General features: G+C 54.5%; 13 protein-coding genes. 10 read left to right on the forward strand and 3 right to left on the reverse strand.

The genetic code is table 11. From position 1 onward, the window contains the following. Positions 1 to 104 precede the first annotated feature (104 nt). Positions 105 to 3,023 (forward strand): PAS domain-containing protein, encoded by a 2,919-nt coding sequence (locus tag NO887_RS09835; protein ID WP_256397163.1) that lies wholly within the window; start codon positions 105 to 107, stop codon positions 3,021 to 3,023. Between the two features lie 6 nt (positions 3,024 to 3,029). Here NO887_RS09835 and NO887_RS09840 read toward each other — a convergent pair whose 3' ends face one another. Then, positions 3,030 to 3,578: a DUF7970 domain-containing protein gene (locus tag NO887_RS09840; protein WP_256397162.1), complete on the reverse strand. Its 549-nt coding sequence runs from the start codon at positions 3,576 to 3,578 to the stop codon at positions 3,030 to 3,032. Next, the gene (locus NO887_RS09845; RefSeq protein ID WP_256418121.1) at positions 3,575 to 4,537 is read right to left on the reverse strand and encodes a ParA family protein; all 963 of its coding nucleotides are present in this window, start codon (positions 4,535 to 4,537) and stop codon (positions 3,575 to 3,577) included. The genes NO887_RS09840 and NO887_RS09845 overlap by 4 nt, the downstream gene beginning before the upstream one ends. A gap of 540 nt (positions 4,538 to 5,077) precedes the next feature. Here NO887_RS09845 and NO887_RS09850 point away from each other — a divergent pair. After that, positions 5,078 to 10,660 (forward strand): CARDB domain-containing protein, encoded by a 5,583-nt coding sequence (locus NO887_RS09850; protein ID WP_256418122.1) that lies wholly within the window; start codon positions 5,078 to 5,080, stop codon positions 10,658 to 10,660. A 122-nt stretch (positions 10,661 to 10,782) separates the two neighbouring features. Here the strand turns inward: NO887_RS09850 and NO887_RS09855 are convergent, their stop codons facing one another. Further along, positions 10,783 to 11,055: a winged helix-turn-helix domain-containing protein gene (locus NO887_RS09855; protein ID WP_256418123.1), complete on the reverse strand. Its 273-nt coding sequence runs from the start codon at positions 11,053 to 11,055 to the stop codon at positions 10,783 to 10,785. Between the two features lie 110 nt (positions 11,056 to 11,165). Here NO887_RS09855 and NO887_RS09860 point away from each other — a divergent pair, with 110 nt between their 5' ends. The 8 genes from NO887_RS09860 (at position 11,166) to NO887_RS09895 (ending at position 17,221) form a co-directional block, all read left to right on the forward strand. Next, a complete protein-coding gene (locus tag NO887_RS09860; protein ID WP_256418124.1) occupies positions 11,166 to 11,615 on the forward strand; it encodes a hypothetical protein in 450 nt (149 codons plus the stop codon). A gap of 56 nt (positions 11,616 to 11,671) precedes the next feature. Then, on the forward strand, positions 11,672 to 12,340 hold the full coding sequence (locus tag NO887_RS09865; RefSeq protein WP_256418125.1) for a hypothetical protein: 669 nt from the start codon (positions 11,672 to 11,674) through the stop codon (positions 12,338 to 12,340). 76 nt (positions 12,341 to 12,416) lie between these two features. Next, on the forward strand, positions 12,417 to 13,178 hold the full coding sequence (locus tag NO887_RS09870; protein ID WP_256418126.1) for a hypothetical protein: 762 nt from the start codon (positions 12,417 to 12,419) through the stop codon (positions 13,176 to 13,178). A 73-nt stretch (positions 13,179 to 13,251) separates the two neighbouring features. Further along, positions 13,252 to 13,974: a hypothetical protein gene (locus NO887_RS09875; protein WP_256418127.1), complete on the forward strand. Its 723-nt coding sequence runs from the start codon at positions 13,252 to 13,254 to the stop codon at positions 13,972 to 13,974. A 74-nt stretch (positions 13,975 to 14,048) separates the two neighbouring features. Then, a complete protein-coding gene (locus NO887_RS09880) occupies positions 14,049 to 14,855 on the forward strand; it encodes a LamG domain-containing protein (RefSeq protein WP_256418128.1) in 807 nt (268 codons plus the stop codon). A 72-nt stretch (positions 14,856 to 14,927) separates the two neighbouring features. After that, positions 14,928 to 15,467 (forward strand): hypothetical protein, encoded by a 540-nt coding sequence (locus tag NO887_RS09885; RefSeq protein ID WP_256418129.1) that lies wholly within the window; start codon positions 14,928 to 14,930, stop codon positions 15,465 to 15,467. Between the two features lie 153 nt (positions 15,468 to 15,620). Further along, positions 15,621 to 16,418 carry a hypothetical protein gene (locus tag NO887_RS09890; protein WP_256418130.1) on the forward strand — a complete coding sequence of 266 codons (798 nt, stop codon included), beginning with the start codon at positions 15,621 to 15,623 and terminating at the stop codon, positions 16,416 to 16,418. A 47-nt stretch (positions 16,419 to 16,465) separates the two neighbouring features. Continuing rightward, complete coding sequence (locus NO887_RS09895; RefSeq protein ID WP_256418131.1) at positions 16,466 to 17,221, forward strand: hypothetical protein; 756 nt, start codon at positions 16,466 to 16,468, stop codon at positions 17,219 to 17,221. The last annotated feature ends 1 nt before the right edge of the window (position 17,222 follow it).

Raw genomic sequence — 17,222 nt, forward strand, 5'->3', positions numbered from 1 at the left:
GATTGCGAATCCGTTGCCAGACTTCATCATATTCCACCCGTAATCAGGTCGACAGTATAAACCCCATAGTTATTTGAAGAACTACCGCTTAGGGTCTGACTACTATGAAGAACTCCGCCTCCACGTCCCGCGATTCTCCGTCGGTACATTCTGACACGGTACATTCTGCCACCATTGATAGTATATCAGAATCGACAGTTGTTCTTGTCGGTGAATCTGAAGGTGGTGGTTGGTTAGCTTCTGCTGCCGAGAACCAACTGTGGGATCTGGTGCGACACGACAGCTATGACGAGGCTCTTGATGCTGTTCGAGCTGGAGAGGTTGATTGTATCGTCGATAATTCTTCTGTGCCTGCGAGTAGCAGCGCGGATTTCCTTGCGGACGTCCGATCGATCGACCGACCGGTCCCGTTCCTTCTCTGGACGGCGGACTCCGATACTGAGTTGTTGCGCGATATTCTTTCTGAACCCCATACGACCTTCGTCCCGAAGGCGACGGAGGGGGCCTCTGATGGGGTCCTGCTTAACCAGATCAACGAGGAGTTACGCAAGCACTATCTCCAGTACATCGCCGACGTTCAAGTCGACGCGATCGAAAATGCGAAAGACGGGATTGCGATTCTCAACCCGGATGGGGAATACGTTTACGTGAATCAAGCCCACGCTGAGATTTACGGATTTACCGGGCCTAATGACTTCCTTGGAGAAACGTGGCAGCTCTGCTACCGGCCTCAAGAGGTGAATTGGTTGGAACAAGAGGTCTTCCCACAGGTAGATGATGAGGGTGAGTGGGCGGGCGAGTTGACTGCCCGTCGCGAAGACGGGACCTTGTTCTCTACGGAGGTCTCTCTCACGGGCCTCGCAGAGGGCTGGCTGATCTGTGTCGTCCGAGACGTCTCCAGCCGGTATGAGTATCAGCGTGAGCTGGAGACTGAACGGGAACGGTTCAGTAAACTACTGAATGCCGCTCCGGACCCAATTCTAGTTGTGGATCCAGCCGACCGGACGATCGTAGAGTCGAACATGGCGGCACGTGATATCTATCAGACGCCGTTCCAACTCGAGGGCACGAGTATCTATGAACTGCCTTTAGAGAAAGATCGCGACCGTGCTGAGGAGTTATTCTCCCACATCTATGACAGGGGTGAGGGGTCTCACCAGGAATATTTCGATGGCGAGCCGATCATTTTGAAAACGGCTCAGGGCGAGACTGTACCTGTTAGTATCAACTCGAAACTGGTGAGGATCGATGATAGCGACTTCATACACACGATTATCCGCCCCATCGGCGAACAACTTGAGTATGAAGACAGTCTGAAAACACTCAACAGCGTCGTAACGGACCTTCTCGAACGCGACGGCGTGTCTGATGTCGCCCAAGTGGTTGTCGAGTCCGCGGTTGAAGAACTGGGTTACACTTCGTGTGGGTTGTTCGAGTTCGATTCGGATGCTGTCAGGCTCCAATTGTTGGGCTCGTCTGGCCCGATGCCGGAGGGGGTTGTCACTGAGCCCACGTTTGGGGCCGACGGGTCGAACGCATGGGAGGCGTACCGCGATGGCCAAATCAAGATCTACAACGGTGTTACGCTGTCTGGTGAGGGGGGCGGTATGGGTGATCGGGTTGGGAGTGAGATTATCGTCCCGTTAGGTGATGAAGGCGTCTTGCTACTCTCTGATTGTACTGGGTCGGAATTCGATCCGGTCGATATCGAAATCGCTGAGCTATTCGCCACAGCGGTTGAATCTGCCCTTTCGCGGGCGGAGAAGGTGAGATCTGTTCGTGAAAAGCACAAGCAACTGCGGAACGAGCGGAAGCATCTGGATTATGTAAACGACCTGAATGAGCAACTGCGAGCAGTTCACCACGCGCTTGTGAGTGCCGACTCCCGCTCGGAGGTCTACGCTTCAGTTGTCGATTCCCTAACCGAGATAGATGATTTCCTTGGTGCGTGGATCGGCTACACCGATCGAAAACGCGAAGAGATCGTCCCCATGGAGTCGTCTGGTGTTCCGGATTGGTATCTGGACGAGATGGACTTCGATCTGTACAGCAACCAACCTCACATCTCCGCGCAGGTTTCGACATCCGGGATGCCTGATGCGATTTCGAATATCGCATCGGGGCTGAAAAACGCTCCTGCGTGGCGGAAAGAGTCGGTCGATTACGGAGTCAGATCGGTTGCTGCGGTCCCGATCACGTACGATGGGGTCGGGTTTGGTGTGCTGGTGGTTGAAAGCCCCCTCTCGTCTCGCTTCGACGCACAGACTGTGGATGTTCTTTCAGAGATTGGTCTATTGACCGGCTTCGCGTTAAATTCGATCAGCCAGCAGCACAGTCTCATGAACGAAGGAACCACCGAGATGGAATTCGATATGCGGGGAGAAACGGGTGTGCTGTCGTTAATCGCTCAACGGCTTGGGGCATCTCTGCTTGTCCACAATGTCGTTCCCACCGCTGAGGGGTCATACCTCATCCACTGCGGTGTCTCGGATTCGGCGATTTCCGTGAGTGAATTTGCTGAAGCGGCTTCGTCTCACGAACGGGTGACGGATATCGACGAGATTTACGGTGATCCGATTCTGTTTGAGGTGACTGTGGACGGTGAATCGATCCCGACGAAAATCGGCGGGCATGGGATGAATGCTCGGGAGTTAATCGCGAAGCCTGATGGGAGCTACCGATTCAAACACACAGTGCCGCCTGAACTGCCGCAGACCCGATTTGTCGAGGAAGTTAAGGACTTCTTCCCCAACGCAAAGATCGACTGCCACGAGGCAAATTCGTCTACGTACACGGTCCCGTGGAACACCATCCTTGGTGACACCCTTACGAAAATCGAACTGGATACACTTCGCACCGCGTACGTGCGTGGGTACTTCCTGACCGGCGGTGACTCTGGGACGGAGATTGCGGAGTCACTCGGGATTTCCCAGTCGGGATTCTCGAAGCGGGTTCGGCGGAGTCAAGAGAAACTGAACAAGGTCCTGTGGGGGGACTCGCCGCGGATACCGTACAAAGAGTAGTGCCGTCTAACTGTTGAACTGAAGCCCCCACTCCTCGGCCATTTCGAACAGGTCATCGGCGTTCATCAGGCCGTAGATCATGGCGAATTCTCTTACGTCTGCTTTGTTGATCTCCGCGTCGTAGCGATTCTCGAACTCTCGCCTCACCGTCTTCACGAGGTCGTCGAGGTCGGGGTTTAGTTCGATCGTCGTCCGGCTACGTCCGGTCGAGGTCCCGTCTCTCCACATCGCGTACGGGACCTGTGGGTCTTCCTCGTGGTACTCTCGATCCATGAGCAGCTGGGCTATCTCCTCCGGGGAGTAGCGTCGGAGAATGTCGACATCCCCAAGCTCTGGAACGTTTCTACCGCGGGCCGAGTCCTGTTCCACCTTCGGGGCGGGGTCGGCGGTGGTTGTTCGCGTCCCTACTTGTTCTGTTCCCGAGGTCGTGCTCTGCTCGTCTCTCGTGTCTTCCACGGGCTCTGTTTCTTCGTCCGGTTCCAACTCGGTATCGTCGCCACCCTCCTCCTCGCTGAACGGATCCTGCATCGGCTCGCTTCCGTCCTCGAAGCTCATTGGCTGGCCTCCGTCGTGACAGGCTCCTTGACGGCTAACTCGGAGCTGTCGATCTCGCCCCAGAAGCCATCGCCAAGGAACAGCTCGTCTTCGTCCCAACCGCCGTTCGGTAGGTCCGCACCGGCCCGGTGTGCGATGTATGCCGCGAGAGTTCGGAACTTCGGCATGATGTCTGCGTTGTAATCGCGCATCCGCTGGCCTTTGAGATGGTCGAAGACCGTGTTGAACTCGTCCTCCGCCTTCTCGTACGCGCCCAGATTCTTGAAGTAGACTGGCGAGGGGTACGTCTCCTTTATTTTCTGAGAGTATTCCTGGTGGATGTTTTTGGACTTCTTCACCATCGTGGGCACGACGCCGACGTTGGTGATCGTGATGTCCATCGCATCGCCGAAGTTCTCGGTGCTGTTTTTCACCCCCTGGATGCTTTCGAACCCACCCCGAGTGGGGACGGCCGGGATCAGGATGTTTCGGGTGGCGTAGAGGGCTAGGTAGAGTGCTTCGTCGGCCTTTGCGTTCGGGTCAACGAGAATCACGTCGTACTCGCTCTGGATGTCGTTCTGCTGGAGGATCTGGAGGAATCGCTTGTAGCGTGGGTACTCCCACCCATCGGGCTTCCCCGACTTGAGGTACTGTGCGTGGTCGTCGAGGCGGTCGTCGACGGAGTTGAATCGTTTGTGCGACGGAATCACATCGATGTGTTGGGTCCCATCGACACTCCGTATCAGATCCTCGAACGGGCCTTTCCCTTGGTCGATCAGATGGAGCGTGACGTCGTCGGCATCTGGGTTGTGCTTGTCTTCGTCGAGGTCCAGGTAGTTCGAGACGCTCCCGTTTTGCGCGTCGAAGTCGACGATGAGCACGTCCAGCTCCTGTTCTGCGAACGCGCCAGCGAGGTCACGGGTGAGCGTCGACTTAGCCTGGCCACCCGACTGGTTGTAAACGGTTAATGGCAGGACCATAGTGCGTGTTATCGTTCATGCGGGTAATAAATGTTCGTAAGACATACATCACCTTAGTGACTGTAGCACCTCCTGTTCAGTGTGTATGATGGTACAGAATCGCAATGGTGGTTGTTCGTTATGGGTGTTCATAATGGGTGTTCATACTGTGCGTTCATAATGGATTCTCCAACATGACTCTCGTACAGATTGATCTTCCACTATCCTCGGTCTTGGTGGCCTCTGTGTCGTGTTTTGAACCACGAACGTTGGTAGTGTGTCTGTTCTGTGTCAATACTGTCTGGCCGGAAAATGTGGTAGTGGTGTTCATCCGGTATCGCCGATCGCGGACATCAGGATTCCATCGCTGTCACCCTGTTCAACACCTATCAACAATCTTTCAGCTCGGTCCTCCTTTTTACACTCGGTGTTCGGGGGTTCCTCTCCTCCACTCCTCACTGTGGGTTCTACGGCGGTGACTTGGAACGGACTAACCGTGTTTCACGGGGGGACTGAGGGGAAGAGTAATGGCACCCCTTGGAGTATCCTGCTACAAGCCCTATGAGTAGTGACGGCAACGCGACGGGGGTAGTCGACGATCCGCAAGGCGGTTTCCAGCTTGGCGGCGACCTGACGGAGGCCGCTGCGGTGAGCCTTGACGCCTTCGTCGACATCCTCATCGGTTTCTTCCGAGTGTATCTTATCACGACGACGAGTATCTTCATCCCGATCCTGCTCTTCTTCGTTGTCAGTTACTACGCCGGTCTGTGGCCCAGCAGTTACGGGTCAGAGATGATGATCAGGCGGATTCGGCGTTCCTCTACCGGTCTCTTTGCCATCTCCGTCATCCTTCCCATCCTGTACCTCTCGATGTGGTTCCTCACGGGGACGGAGTCGCATGATGGACGGGCGGCCGATCTTCCATCGAGCGGTGTGTTCGGGACCTCGTGGGAAGAGCGTCTTATCGGACCTGAGCCCGCTTCGGGTGGTCTCGGGATGCTGGCCGACATCTTCGTTAGCATCTTCTACACGTACCAAGTGACGGTCACGTTTGTTCTGATTTCGATTCTTGTGTTCGCGTCGGTGATTTTCCTCGTGATGAAATGGCCGTCCGAAGTGGACCCACTGGTCCGTCGCGATCGCGTCTACCGCATTTCGTTTGGGATGCTCGTGTCGTTTTCCATCCTCCCGGTTCTGTACGCTATCAGCTGGATCGCAACTGGCTGGTACACTCCGAACGAATCGTTCACCCGTGTCTCCCCGCAGATATCACTCCCGTATGATTCGCTGTTCGGGGGCTCTCAACACCCGTTCTTGGAGCAGTTAGCGGCCGAGAGCGACCCACTTGAGGTGACCTTACAGAATGTTCTCTCACTACACGTTGAAACGCTTCTCTTCGTCGGGATTCTCGCAATCGTGTTTGGTTCGATCCTGTTTGTGTTCTTGGGCAGGTCGAATTACTTTCAGACCAATCTTGGACAACAGTCGTTCCGCGGGGGTGTCATAATCGTCCTCGTGCTTCTGTTAGCACCGACTATCCTTGCTGGTGGGGCGTGGCTGGCTACTGGTGTTGCTAGTGGTGTCGATCTCGGTGAAGGCCCGCCCGGATTCACGTCGCAGTGCCAAGAATTCAAGGATGGTGAGATGGGTGCGTGGTCGGCATCGAGTGGAAGCGCCCAGATACAGCCTGATGGCTGGTCACTCCGAATTGATGGGACCCTAGAGCGGAGTGTCTCGGCGGCAAACCACGCCGATCGGATGGTTTCGATCACGCCAGCACAGGACTCGTACGGCGAAGATGAGTTCCATATCCAGATGTACGACGGCGACGAGCTGGTTCTGAATGAAACGACGACATATCGGGCGTCATTTACCGAAGAAATTCAGGGTGATGCGACCATCCAGATCAGTTCTGATGGTGGGGAACTCGACCGGCTCTGTACTGGTTTTCAGACGGTTGCTCTTCCCACCATCGCGTTGGAAATGGATGCACCTGAGGAGGTGATCCTTCGTGAGGGGATTGACATCGATTACAGCGTGTACAACGTCGGCCACGTGCCCACGGGAGAGGCGTTCGACGTTGGTGTCTACGCTAATGGAACTGGGTTCTTGGGAGAACACACGGAAGCGTCTCAGACGTGGCGGCAGGACCCGCTGACCGGCGGTGAATTCAGCCACGAACATGTCTCGTTCGACGGGCTGATCGATGCTCGGGCTGTTGGAGAAGTGGTGATCGTCACTGAGGTCGACCCGAATGGGGAGATGTCCCAACGGACGACCGTGCCGGGGCGGTCTACTCGAACGGTCAATGTTCTGTACGCGAACCTTGAGAGTTCGATTGATGCTGACGACGTCGAGCGCGCCAACCAAACCGACCTTCGGACTGAGGTGTTCAACAACGGGACGGCTTACAGCCTTGAAACGCCCTCTGACGTGCGGATACTCGACTCGGATGGTGGAACGGTCCGGTCGTGGTCTCCGATGGTCCCCGAATTGGATCCGCAGGAAGTCACACGAACTGACTTTGAGCATGTGTTTCGGGTTCCGGGGAGCTACACTGCCCAGATAGATGTCCACGATACCCTGTTCCCCGAGGGGTCTACCGACGAGGTAGACTTCGATATTATCGCGCCCGATCTCCGTGGTGAACTGGTCAACGTCGACGAAGACTCGCGGGTGGACACTGAGACGGAGTTCGACGTGGTTGTTGAAAACGCCGGCAATCTCAACATGAGTGGTGGGACGACGGCTGATGTCGACCTTCGGAATTCCCAAGGCGATGTCGTTGATGAGTGGGTGGTCGATGTTCCTGAACTCGAGGAAGGGGGGACGTTCGAAACGACGCTCACGTCGACGATTGAATACGGTGGCGTTCACACGGTTTCGCTTGACGTTCACGACGAAGACTTCCCGTACGGCACTCAAGATTCTGACCAGATCATCGGCATCGGGCCGAACCTAGCAACGAACGTCGACGGCTCCCGGATCGATGTGGGCGACACGACGGATATCGACGTGGACATCTCCAACATCGGGTCCGACGTGTCGCTCGCGACGACCGCAGATGTGACTCTCCGAAACGAGTCCGGTGACGTGGTCGCCGAAACGCAGCTGGATGTGCCGCCGATCGAGGCCGGCGAGCGATACACCGAACAGCCGTTCGATATCGTAATCGATGAGGCGGGGTTCTACGACGTTGATGTCGATGTCGCACCGACTGCTGATACGGGCCGGGCAACGGACTCGGATCGGTTCGAGGTGCGATACGTTGACCTCGTTGTCGATGTAGAGGCGACTCCACTCTCTGGTTCGAACGAAGCCCGGATCCACGTAACCGTCTCGAACGAAGGGACCGGACGAAGCGAGTCCGTTGATGTTGACTCGGTTGTTACTGACGAGGGAGATACGATCGTCTTCAGCCGAGCTCTCTCGTTTGGTGAGTTGAACCCTGGCCGTTCACAGACGCGGAGTCGCACGGTGGAGCTTGATTCTGATGGGCTTCACACCGTGACTGTTGAAATCGATGAGGAGGATGGCGACACCGACACTGCGACGTTTAGCAGTATGTCGCCGAACTTGGAGGGGAATATCACGGCGACGGAAACGGAGGTCTACGGGCTTGGAACGGACGTCCTCACCAAGGTCAGCAACGTGGGCTCTGAGGCGAGTGATCGCACAACTGCGGACATCACGGTCTACGACACGGCTGATGGAGACGTAGTTGATACGTCGCGTATCTCTGTTCAGAGTCTTGAAGCCGGAGAGCAACAAGAGCGGGAGGTGTCTGTGAACTTCCCCGGTGCCGGCGTCTATAAGGTCAAGATAGATGTCGATGACGACCTCTATCCGGGGAACACTGTTGATCACACCGAGGAGATTCACGTGTATCAGTCGGATCTCTCGGTGCGCCTCAGTGCGAACGATAGCGACCTCCCACCGGGGGCGACTGGTGGGGTGGAAGCGACGGTCTTCAACAACGGGAACCACCGCAGCGACCCGTACGATATTGAAGTCGAGTTCGTCAGCCCCCGCGGGTCGACGATTGCTGTTGAGCAGGATACTGTGGAGAGTATCGGGGTTGGTGAGAATACGACGCTCGCGTTCGAATCTGTCCTTGACGACATCGGCAGGAACGACGTCATCGTCCGAGTTGATACCACGGAGTCTGGGAGAATCACCGATTCGACCGAGATAGATGTCTCCTTGCCACTTGAGGTTGAGGAAGTCGAGAGCCACATCCCGCCGGGCGAACAGGGCGTCGTCGACGCGACCGTTTCGAATCCGGGTGCTGTCGAATCCGAGACGTACGATGTTACGGCTCGGTTCATCGCCCCAGACGGTTCGACTGTCTCTACGGATTCGACGACTGTTGGCCCGATCCAGCCCGGTGAAGAGGAAACGCTACAGTTTGAGTCGACGCTGGTTGATGCTGGTGTTCACGATGTGATCGTCGATGTGGACACGGGTGGAGAGAACAAGCCCCGAGAGGGTGTGTATATTGAGGTTGTCCGGTCTGAACTACGGGGCCAAGTGAATGCTCGCGATATCGATGAGGGCGATCCCACGGATATTGATATCGTGGTGGATAACGTTGGGACCGACGTAAGCCCGGAGACGAACGTGACTGCCGTCCTGCGCGATCCTGACGGCAACGTGGTTGCTGATGAGCAATACACGGTGGGCGTCCTAGAGGAGGGCGAGAGCGACTCTCAGCAGGTGTTCGACACCGAGTTGGATGCCGTTGGCGTGTATGAGGTGGAGATGGTCGGCGAGCTCGAGGGGAGCGATGACCAGATCCAGTCCGTGCGTTCGTTCGAGGTCCTGTACTCAAACCTCACTGCGAGCGTCACGGCTGATGATGTCACGCGGGTCAACGAGGGCAACGTTCAGGTTACAGTCGTCAACGAAGGGACTGGCCGGAGTGACGCAGCGCCCGCCCAGGTCGTTATTGAAGCGCCGGATGGCTCCGCTATTCGGAGTGTTGACCTTGATGTTCCCGCGCTGTCTGCTGGTCGCTCGTACAGCGAGACACTCGAGTTTACGACCGAGGTGGCCGGGACACACCGGGCGACTGTCGATGTGGAGGATGCCGATCGTCCGGACGGGACAGTTGCTGAGACGGAGTTCCACATCACCTGGCCGAACCTCCACGCTCACATCGAAGCGGAAAGCACCACCATCGAGGATAACACAGCAACGCTGAACGTGGATATCGAAAACGTCGGGCCGGGACAGAGTCGATCGACGACAGCCAGTGTGGATATCTTGGGCTCGTTCGGGAATATCGTCGGGACGCGAACGATTGATGTCCCCCCGATCGGTTCGGGTGAGTCCCATGAGGTGTCTGTCGATCATGTGTTTGACCGCCCTGGCTCCTACTTCGGTCGGATTCAGGTACAGGACCCTGAGTTCCCTGAAGGAACGACCGATAACACCGAAACTATCGATATCATTCACGGCCACCTGAACGGTGAGATCGAATTCGATGAGGGCTACACGGTTGTTGAGAGCGAGACGCAATTCGAAGTGACGGTCCAGAACGTCGGCAACGACGGCGCTGCGCCGACCACCGCTGACGTGTGGATCACCAATGCTAACGGTGAGACGGTGTTTACGGATGTGATGGAGGTAGGCTCGCTTGCGAAGCGTGGCTCACAGAGCGAGAAGTTCACCGCGACTCTCAACACGAGCGGGGATGCGACAGCACACGTCGACGTGAACTACCCGAAGTTCCCGCTGGGGACTGAAGATCAGGATGACATCCGCGTCATCTCTCCTGACCTTCGTGCCGACCTGACGATCGACGACGTCCAAATGGGTTCGGAGACGACGATCCGGGTCGATGTGACGAACGTCGGTGAGACGCAGGCGGAGGCGACGACTGGGGAGTTGCTCATCTACAATCACGACCTGGATCGCGTTGTTCGCGAGGAGTTCGCTGTGGAGAGTCTCGCCCCGGATGAGTCGACGAGTATCGAGTTCGTCCAGCTGATCGCAAAGGAGTGCTGGCGGACGGAGATGAGTTGTGCTCCGGGCGCGGAGCTTGGGACGGCGGGGACGTTCACGGGCAGCGTCGACATCTCGACGATGTTCGCTCCTGAAGGGTCTGAGGATTCTGATACGTTCTACGTAAGCGAAGACTAGGGGGTTGACTTCCTCTACGGGGATTGCTTGGAACTTGCGTATATGCGGTTATCTAACAGTCTGCTAGAACTGTGTCGTTAAGCGAGTCGCGCCGTGAGAATTTGTGTGAACTAAATCAGGAGTTATGTGTTCTCTGAATCGCCGGTATCGAGTTTTCCGGCGAGGTAGGCGTGGCCGCTGTCGGTGATCCTGTACACACCATTACCTAGGTGATCGACGAGATTGTGGTCGGCGAGCTTACTCAGCCGGCGCGAGATATTGCTCGATCCGACTCGGATGTTATCCCGCTCAGAGATCTTACTCGGGGTTTTTGGCCCCTCCATCGACAAAATTTCGAGGGTTCGGTCATCCCATATCGACATCCACTTGCCCGACTGTCTCATGGTGAAATCCACATTGGCGAATTTGGACACTACTATTTAATATATTGTTTGAGTGAGGAGCCGGGCTGGCAGTCCCCTCACCGACCGGAAGGTCTAACCCCGCTTGCTTGGTGGTTTGAGACATGAGTGGCGAATTGAGCCGATTCACCAGCGATCGACGCAGTCGTAACGAGACGTCCTGGGTCGATGGGGATGATTGGGATGTGGGGACGTCTGAGAACGTGGATGTAACGGCTGATGGCTTAGTGGGTCGCGCCCCGCCACAGGGTAGTGATCCTTCCGGTAGTGAATCTTATACTGGCAATGGGACGACGACACCGGGCGATGTGGTTACAATCTTCTCGGATGTTGAATCTGTGTTCGAAAGTGGATATATAGAACACGGAGTCACGGGACAAACTCAATCCAAGATCGAAGTCCAAGATTCGGCGGGCAGTTGGTTTCCTGTCGTCGACCCCGATAATACGAATCGGTGGGTGGTCGAAGGGACGTATTATGGTGTGAGATTACACAACGGGGCAAACTACAGCGACTACGGATACGAGTTCGACTTCGCTGTTCAGAGAGTATGACTAGTGAATCAAACCGGTTCACCAGCGATCGGCGTCCTCGCGAGAGCGCCTCTTGGGTGAGCGAAGACGATTGGGAGGCGGGCACGGCAGAGAATGTTGATGTCGTTGGTGAAGGGTTGGTAGCTCGCGGATCGATACAGGCTGGAGAGCTCCCTAATGGTGGCTCGTACGATTTCTCCACGTTTGATACCGAGGTCTGGACGGTCTACAACGACGCTCGGTATGTTTCTTCATCTGGCTACGTGACGATCGCAGCTGGTGGCGATAAGAACGGGGAATTAGTGTTCAATTCTGGGGTCGATGTGGATAACTGGTTCTGTGAATGGGACAACATCTTCGGGTCAGGAAACTACGAACGCCAGCGGCTGTTGTTCTATGCGGATGCCGTTGGTCAGGGTGGGGATAATAACAAGCTTGGGGGAGTCGGGCAGGCGTATCTCCTTGATATTGACTATAATGGTCGGATCTGGTTTGGTGAGATTCGGAATGAGGCTGTCCACGAAGAGCTTGTTTCACGAGGAGAGTACGCAACGTCCGAAGCGACCCACACCTACCGAATAGAGTACCGGGATGGTTTGGTCAACTTCTTCGTCGACGGAACGCTGAAGTTCGAGGTCGATATTCCGAACCCCACCACCAACTTCAGTGAGTTCTACTTCAAAGCAATCACTGGACGAAATAGCTCGACAAATCATATAGACAATGTGACTATCGGTTCGCTATGAGTTCGGGTACTCTACTTGGTTCGTCTGGGCCACCATTGACCAGAACGTCTATCTCGCCGTACTGGAATGATAGCTCATGACTGATGAATTGAGTCGGTTTACCAGCGATCGGCGTACCCGAGGTGATGCTCTGTGGGTTACTGAACAGGACTGGAATGCCGGAGTCACAGAGAATGTCGATGTCGTTGGTGACGGTCTAGTCGGTCGCGATCCGGTACAACGCAGTGGGGACTTCGGTAATGTTGTCGATGATTTTGAGACCGGTTCTCTGTCGGCGTATCGCGGTGATACTGGTGCGTTCTCAGTACAGTCGTCTGTTGTGTATCGGGGTGACTATGCGGCCGAGATAACACGGACGGGTGGAAGTGCTGGGGGTATCACCTCTGTTTCTGGTCTTGAAAATTATCCGAAGAAGGGTAGCGAGTTCTCGGTGAAGCTTCGGTGGGATAACGGGAGAAGGGTACACCCGATGTTCAGATTTGGCCTTCGAGACGGGTATAATTACTACGGGTTCGGTCTCGATGCTCACGAATCTGAATCTGGTGATACAGAGGCTATCCTTCAGAAGTTAGTTGATGGTACTGGTACGGTGATGGATTCGACACGCGATCTCGATGAGCTGGAATTGTATGATGGGGTGTGGACAGAAATTCGGGGGGTGTGGAGAGACGATGACACGATAGCCGTCAAATGGCTCGATGATGCTGGCAACGAGTTAGTGTCGCTTCAAGCGGTTGATTCCGATCATGAAGGGAATTCTGGAATCGGAATCTGGTCGAACCATTCTGGTGTTTCTGGGTCCTGTACGACGTGGTGGGACGAGATCCTGACTTCTTGATGGGCTCGGTCTCTGGACTTTTCACAGCTGGTTGACCGGAACACCTAACGTCTCCCTTTGATATATTGTGCGTATGCCTGGCGAATCGAGTCGGTTTACTAGCGATCAGCGTGTCCCTGAAGAGGCGTCGTGGTCGACTGAAGATGACTGGGGTGCGGGGACGCCTGAGAATGTAGATGTCATCGGTAACGGGTTGGTCGGGAGAGCTCCGACGCAGGGTTCTGTGGCATCAAGCGTGGTTGATGATTTCGAACGTGATTCTCTCGCTTTTTACTCTGGCGATACTGGGAATTTCGAAGTACAATCGGATATTGCCTATACAGGTGATTTCGCACTTAGATGTATCACCGGCAGCACTAGCGGATCTGATTTATTGTATAGTCTATCCGGGTTAGATTCCTATCCAGAAGCCGGTGACGTGATCTCACTGTGGACAAGAACGGATGAGGAAAATGCATCACTAGCCCGGCCGACGTTTCTTTTTGGGATTCAACCCGGTGCTGACGAGGGCTATTCTGGTACCCTAAGATACCCACACAACGGGCAACCGGCGGAGTTCAAATCAAACTATGCGGGGTATCACTCTCTGGATTACAATTATCGATTGGGCGAGTGGTATCAAATCAGGATTGACTGGGGCAGCAGCGGTGATTTTGTAGTCGAGATATACGGTGAGGACGGTTCTCTTCTTGATGGTCCATTAGTCGGGAATGACTCTCGTTGGAGTTCCGGTGGGATCGGATTCAATTCGGCTGGTACAGCTGATGAAGTGTATGATTACGTGGTTTTGGAGTAGCTGAGTTTGATGCTTATACCTATCCAGATGGATCGACCGGAATGGCTAATATTGCGTGTCTTGAGCGTTAGCGTATGACTGATGGATCGAGTCGGTTTACTAGCGATCGGCGTACTCACCAAGAGGCATCTTGGGCTGGTCAAGCGGACTGGGAAGCTGGCACCACTGAGAACGTCGAGCTCGTGGCCGACGATCTAGTGGGCCAATCTCCACTTCAAACTGGTGAGATATCGGAAGGTAGGGTGGCCCGTTGGATGATGAATGATGGCTCTGGTCCGGTCACGGATGAGTTCAGCAATTTCGACTTGGCGCTCAGCGGTGCATCATATTCCTCTAGTGGATATGAAGGGCCACATTCTCTGCGATTCGATAGGAATGGGAGTGAGTACGCTCACACAACTACTAGCGACGTTTGGAACGACATATCTGCTAATGACTCATTCACGTTTATCGGGTGGGTGTACCCGTTCATAGACGACCAGCAATTTTCTGCACTCGTCATGAATGCCCCACCTGATGGGAACCAATCTATCCGGTTCGGCATCAATGGTGGGGCGAGTGGTTATGATATGCACATAACCCTGGAAGACAGTTCCTTCAATGTTGGCGGGAATAGATATTCAACAAATACGTGGGAACACTTCGCTGTTACATATAATGGTTCAACTCTCACGTTCTACAAAGGTGGAGCGGATATTGGGTCTGAAACGCTGAATGAGCCCCTGCCGGATTACAACGAAAATCTGTATGTTGGTGTTTGGCCTGGTGGGGGCAACCCAGATTGGTTCGACGGGAAAATAGACGCAATGGATATTTACAGTCGGGAACTGAGCAGTTCTGAAGTCTCGAATCATTACGATACGGGGGGTGTCAGTGGATGAGCGGTTTAGTGTGGGGCCTCTCTTGCTGGGGTGGCTGGAATGCCTGTCGTGTGTTTCTGGAGTGTGGTTTGTATGACTGATGAGTCGAGTCGGTTCACCAGCGATCGGCGGCCCCGTGAGGGCGCATCGTGGGAGACTGGCGAGGATTGGCTGAATGGTACTACTGAGAACGTTGTGGTTGTTGGTGGTGAGTTAGTCGCTCAAACCCCACTCGACGATGGTGTGCCTACTAGCGAAAAGTGGCAGAAACCTGTTGTTGCTAATTCCGAGGGAATCGCTCGAACGTCTGGGGATGGTTCTATTGACGGTGACGTGTCGACGTACTCTGTCCTTGATTCTTCAGAGAGTGGTTATATCGAATATTCTGTTGACCAAGAGTACAAGCAGATCAGATTTGATTTTGACGGTACGAAAGGCTCGATCGACATCTCACTTCAACCGTCAGGAACCGTGATTAAAGAGGATTGGGACGTCTCCGGTAACCCTTGGTATGTCGTCTCATTGGATGATGAATTAGATAACGGGTGGAAATCCAGCGAGAATTTCCGAGTTCAAGTTGATGACTCGACGAATAAGCGAATCGCTGAAGTAGAGGTTGACGTAGATACGTGAGTTCGCTGTGTCTGTTTTTGTAGCGTTGTGTGCTGACTTAGTTGGATGATACAGCCGCCGAAGTGTGGTTACTCTTGGAGTCGTCCCGCCCATGGCTGGTTTTGGGTGTTAGCGACCGGAACACCTAACGTCGTGTACTGGAACATGTAGGCTATGACGGGGGAACCGAGCCGGTTCACTAGCGATCGACGTCGTCGGGAGAGTGCGTCGTGGGTGGATGGTAGTGATTGGCAGGCTGGGATTGCTGAGAATGTCGATGTCGTTGAGGAGGGGCTGGTCCCTCGCACCCCGCCACAAGCGGGGGATGTTCCTGCGACAGCCGTTGAGACGTTTGAAGACGCTAATGTTGGTGAGTATAATAAGGATAGCAATGGTCGGGGATCATTCTCGACAACGACGAGCCGGTATTGGATGGGGTCGCGCTGTGTTGAGTTCGATAATGCCAGCTCGACGAAGGTGTTCTCCCGAGAAGGTGACGGTCTAAACTACTACCCACAACAGGGGGATGTTGTTGAGTGGCACATCTATGCTGATTTCATCGAAACGTGCTCCACTTCCGTTGTCATCGGGACGAATGGGAACCCGTCAAATTGGGTTCAGGGGTATGAGTGTGAGATCCGCGCAGATGGGAATAATTCTGATTTCTCCATGGCGTTAGATTCTCGTGAAGGATCTTTTTCGAGGGTGTCTATCGGGAACTACCTTGACGAGTGGTTACGGGGGCGGTTTGAGTTTTCTTCGGACGCCAATTTGGTCTATGAGTTGTATCAAACAAACGGTAGCGACGATCGGGGAGATCACACACTCATCAATTCAGTAACGTACGATGCTGCGGGTGAAGCCGCTCTCGGTAATCGGGCTTTCGGGTTTTTCTCAAACAATTTCGGTAATGGTGGTCGTCGATCACGCGCCTTCTTCGACGAGGTTTGCGTCAGTGAGGGCGTTGTCTGATTTTTTTGACCGGAACACCTAACGCCTCTCTCTGAAATGAGGAGTGTATGACTGATGGATCGAGTCGGTTCACCAGCGATCGGCGTACTCGAATGGGGGCGTCTTGGACTGAGCAAGCCGACTGGGAAGCTGGAACTACAGAGAACGTTGGGCTGCTGGCCGACCGATTAGTGGGTCGCCCCCCATCAGAAGGGAGTGGGACACAGACTCGTGTAGTCGATGACTTTGATGAAGTCCTCTATGAAGGCGAAGGGAAGGCCCTCAGTGACTACTACAGTAACGATGTATCCCAGTTCACACGCCGAAGTGGTGGTGTCCACGAAGGAGGGTATGTGCTTGAAGGATCGCATAATGGTGGGCAGTCAAATTTCTGGATGGTCTCTTACGAAGGCGATGGGTTGGATTACCCACAGGAGGGAGACACGTTTAGCTACTGGAATTGGGTCGATAAGGCTTCTATTGGTGGCAACGCTGGTAATATATTCTGGGGGTATGATGAGAATGATGGCACCAGGTTTAACTTGCGATTGAATCGGGGTAATTCAGATTTTTACGTCTATGCTCCTGACGGTACAGTAATTATTGACAGGGTGTCGTACTCTTACCCCGCAAGTGCGTGGGAAGAGTGGGAGATCCAATGGTTGCCTAACGAGATCGTTGTGACCGTGTACGATCGAGATGGTAATGAGCAAACATCCGTAAGTGGTTCACATAATAGTTCTCGAACGTCTGGTGGGGTTGGATACTACGTCGGTGCTAATCGACCTATTGTTGTTAGGATAGACAACGTGGGCATCAAATGAG

Source organism: Halorubrum laminariae (genome assembly GCF_024494655.1).
Classification (GTDB): Archaea; Halobacteriota; Halobacteria; order Halobacteriales; family Haloferacaceae; genus Halorubrum; species Halorubrum laminariae.

Excerpts from the sequence above, each read along its gene's own strand:
- NO887_RS09880 (WP_256418128.1), top strand. The coding sequence starts at position 14,049 with ATGACTGATGGATCGAGTCGGTTTACTAGCGATCGGCGTACTCACCAA.
- NO887_RS09890 (WP_256418130.1), top strand. The coding sequence starts at position 15,621 with ATGACGGGGGAACCGAGCCGGTTCACTAGCGATCGACGTCGTCGGGAG.
- NO887_RS09850 (WP_256418122.1), top strand. The coding sequence starts at position 5,078 with ATGAGTAGTGACGGCAACGCGACGGGGGTAGTCGACGATCCGCAAGGC.
- NO887_RS09875 (WP_256418127.1), top strand. The coding sequence starts at position 13,252 with ATGCCTGGCGAATCGAGTCGGTTTACTAGCGATCAGCGTGTCCCTGAA.
- NO887_RS09835 (WP_256397163.1), top strand. The coding sequence starts at position 105 with ATGAAGAACTCCGCCTCCACGTCCCGCGATTCTCCGTCGGTACATTCT.
- NO887_RS09860 (WP_256418124.1), top strand. The coding sequence starts at position 11,166 with ATGAGTGGCGAATTGAGCCGATTCACCAGCGATCGACGCAGTCGTAAC.
- NO887_RS09870 (WP_256418126.1), top strand. The coding sequence starts at position 12,417 with ATGACTGATGAATTGAGTCGGTTTACCAGCGATCGGCGTACCCGAGGT.
- NO887_RS09885 (WP_256418129.1), top strand. The coding sequence starts at position 14,928 with ATGACTGATGAGTCGAGTCGGTTCACCAGCGATCGGCGGCCCCGTGAG.
- NO887_RS09840 (WP_256397162.1), bottom strand. The coding sequence starts at position 3,578 with ATGAGCTTCGAGGACGGAAGCGAGCCGATGCAGGATCCGTTCAGCGAG.
- NO887_RS09895 (WP_256418131.1), top strand. The coding sequence starts at position 16,466 with ATGACTGATGGATCGAGTCGGTTCACCAGCGATCGGCGTACTCGAATG.
- NO887_RS09845 (WP_256418121.1), bottom strand. The coding sequence starts at position 4,537 with ATGGTCCTGCCATTAACCGTTTACAACCAGTCGGGTGGCCAGGCTAAG.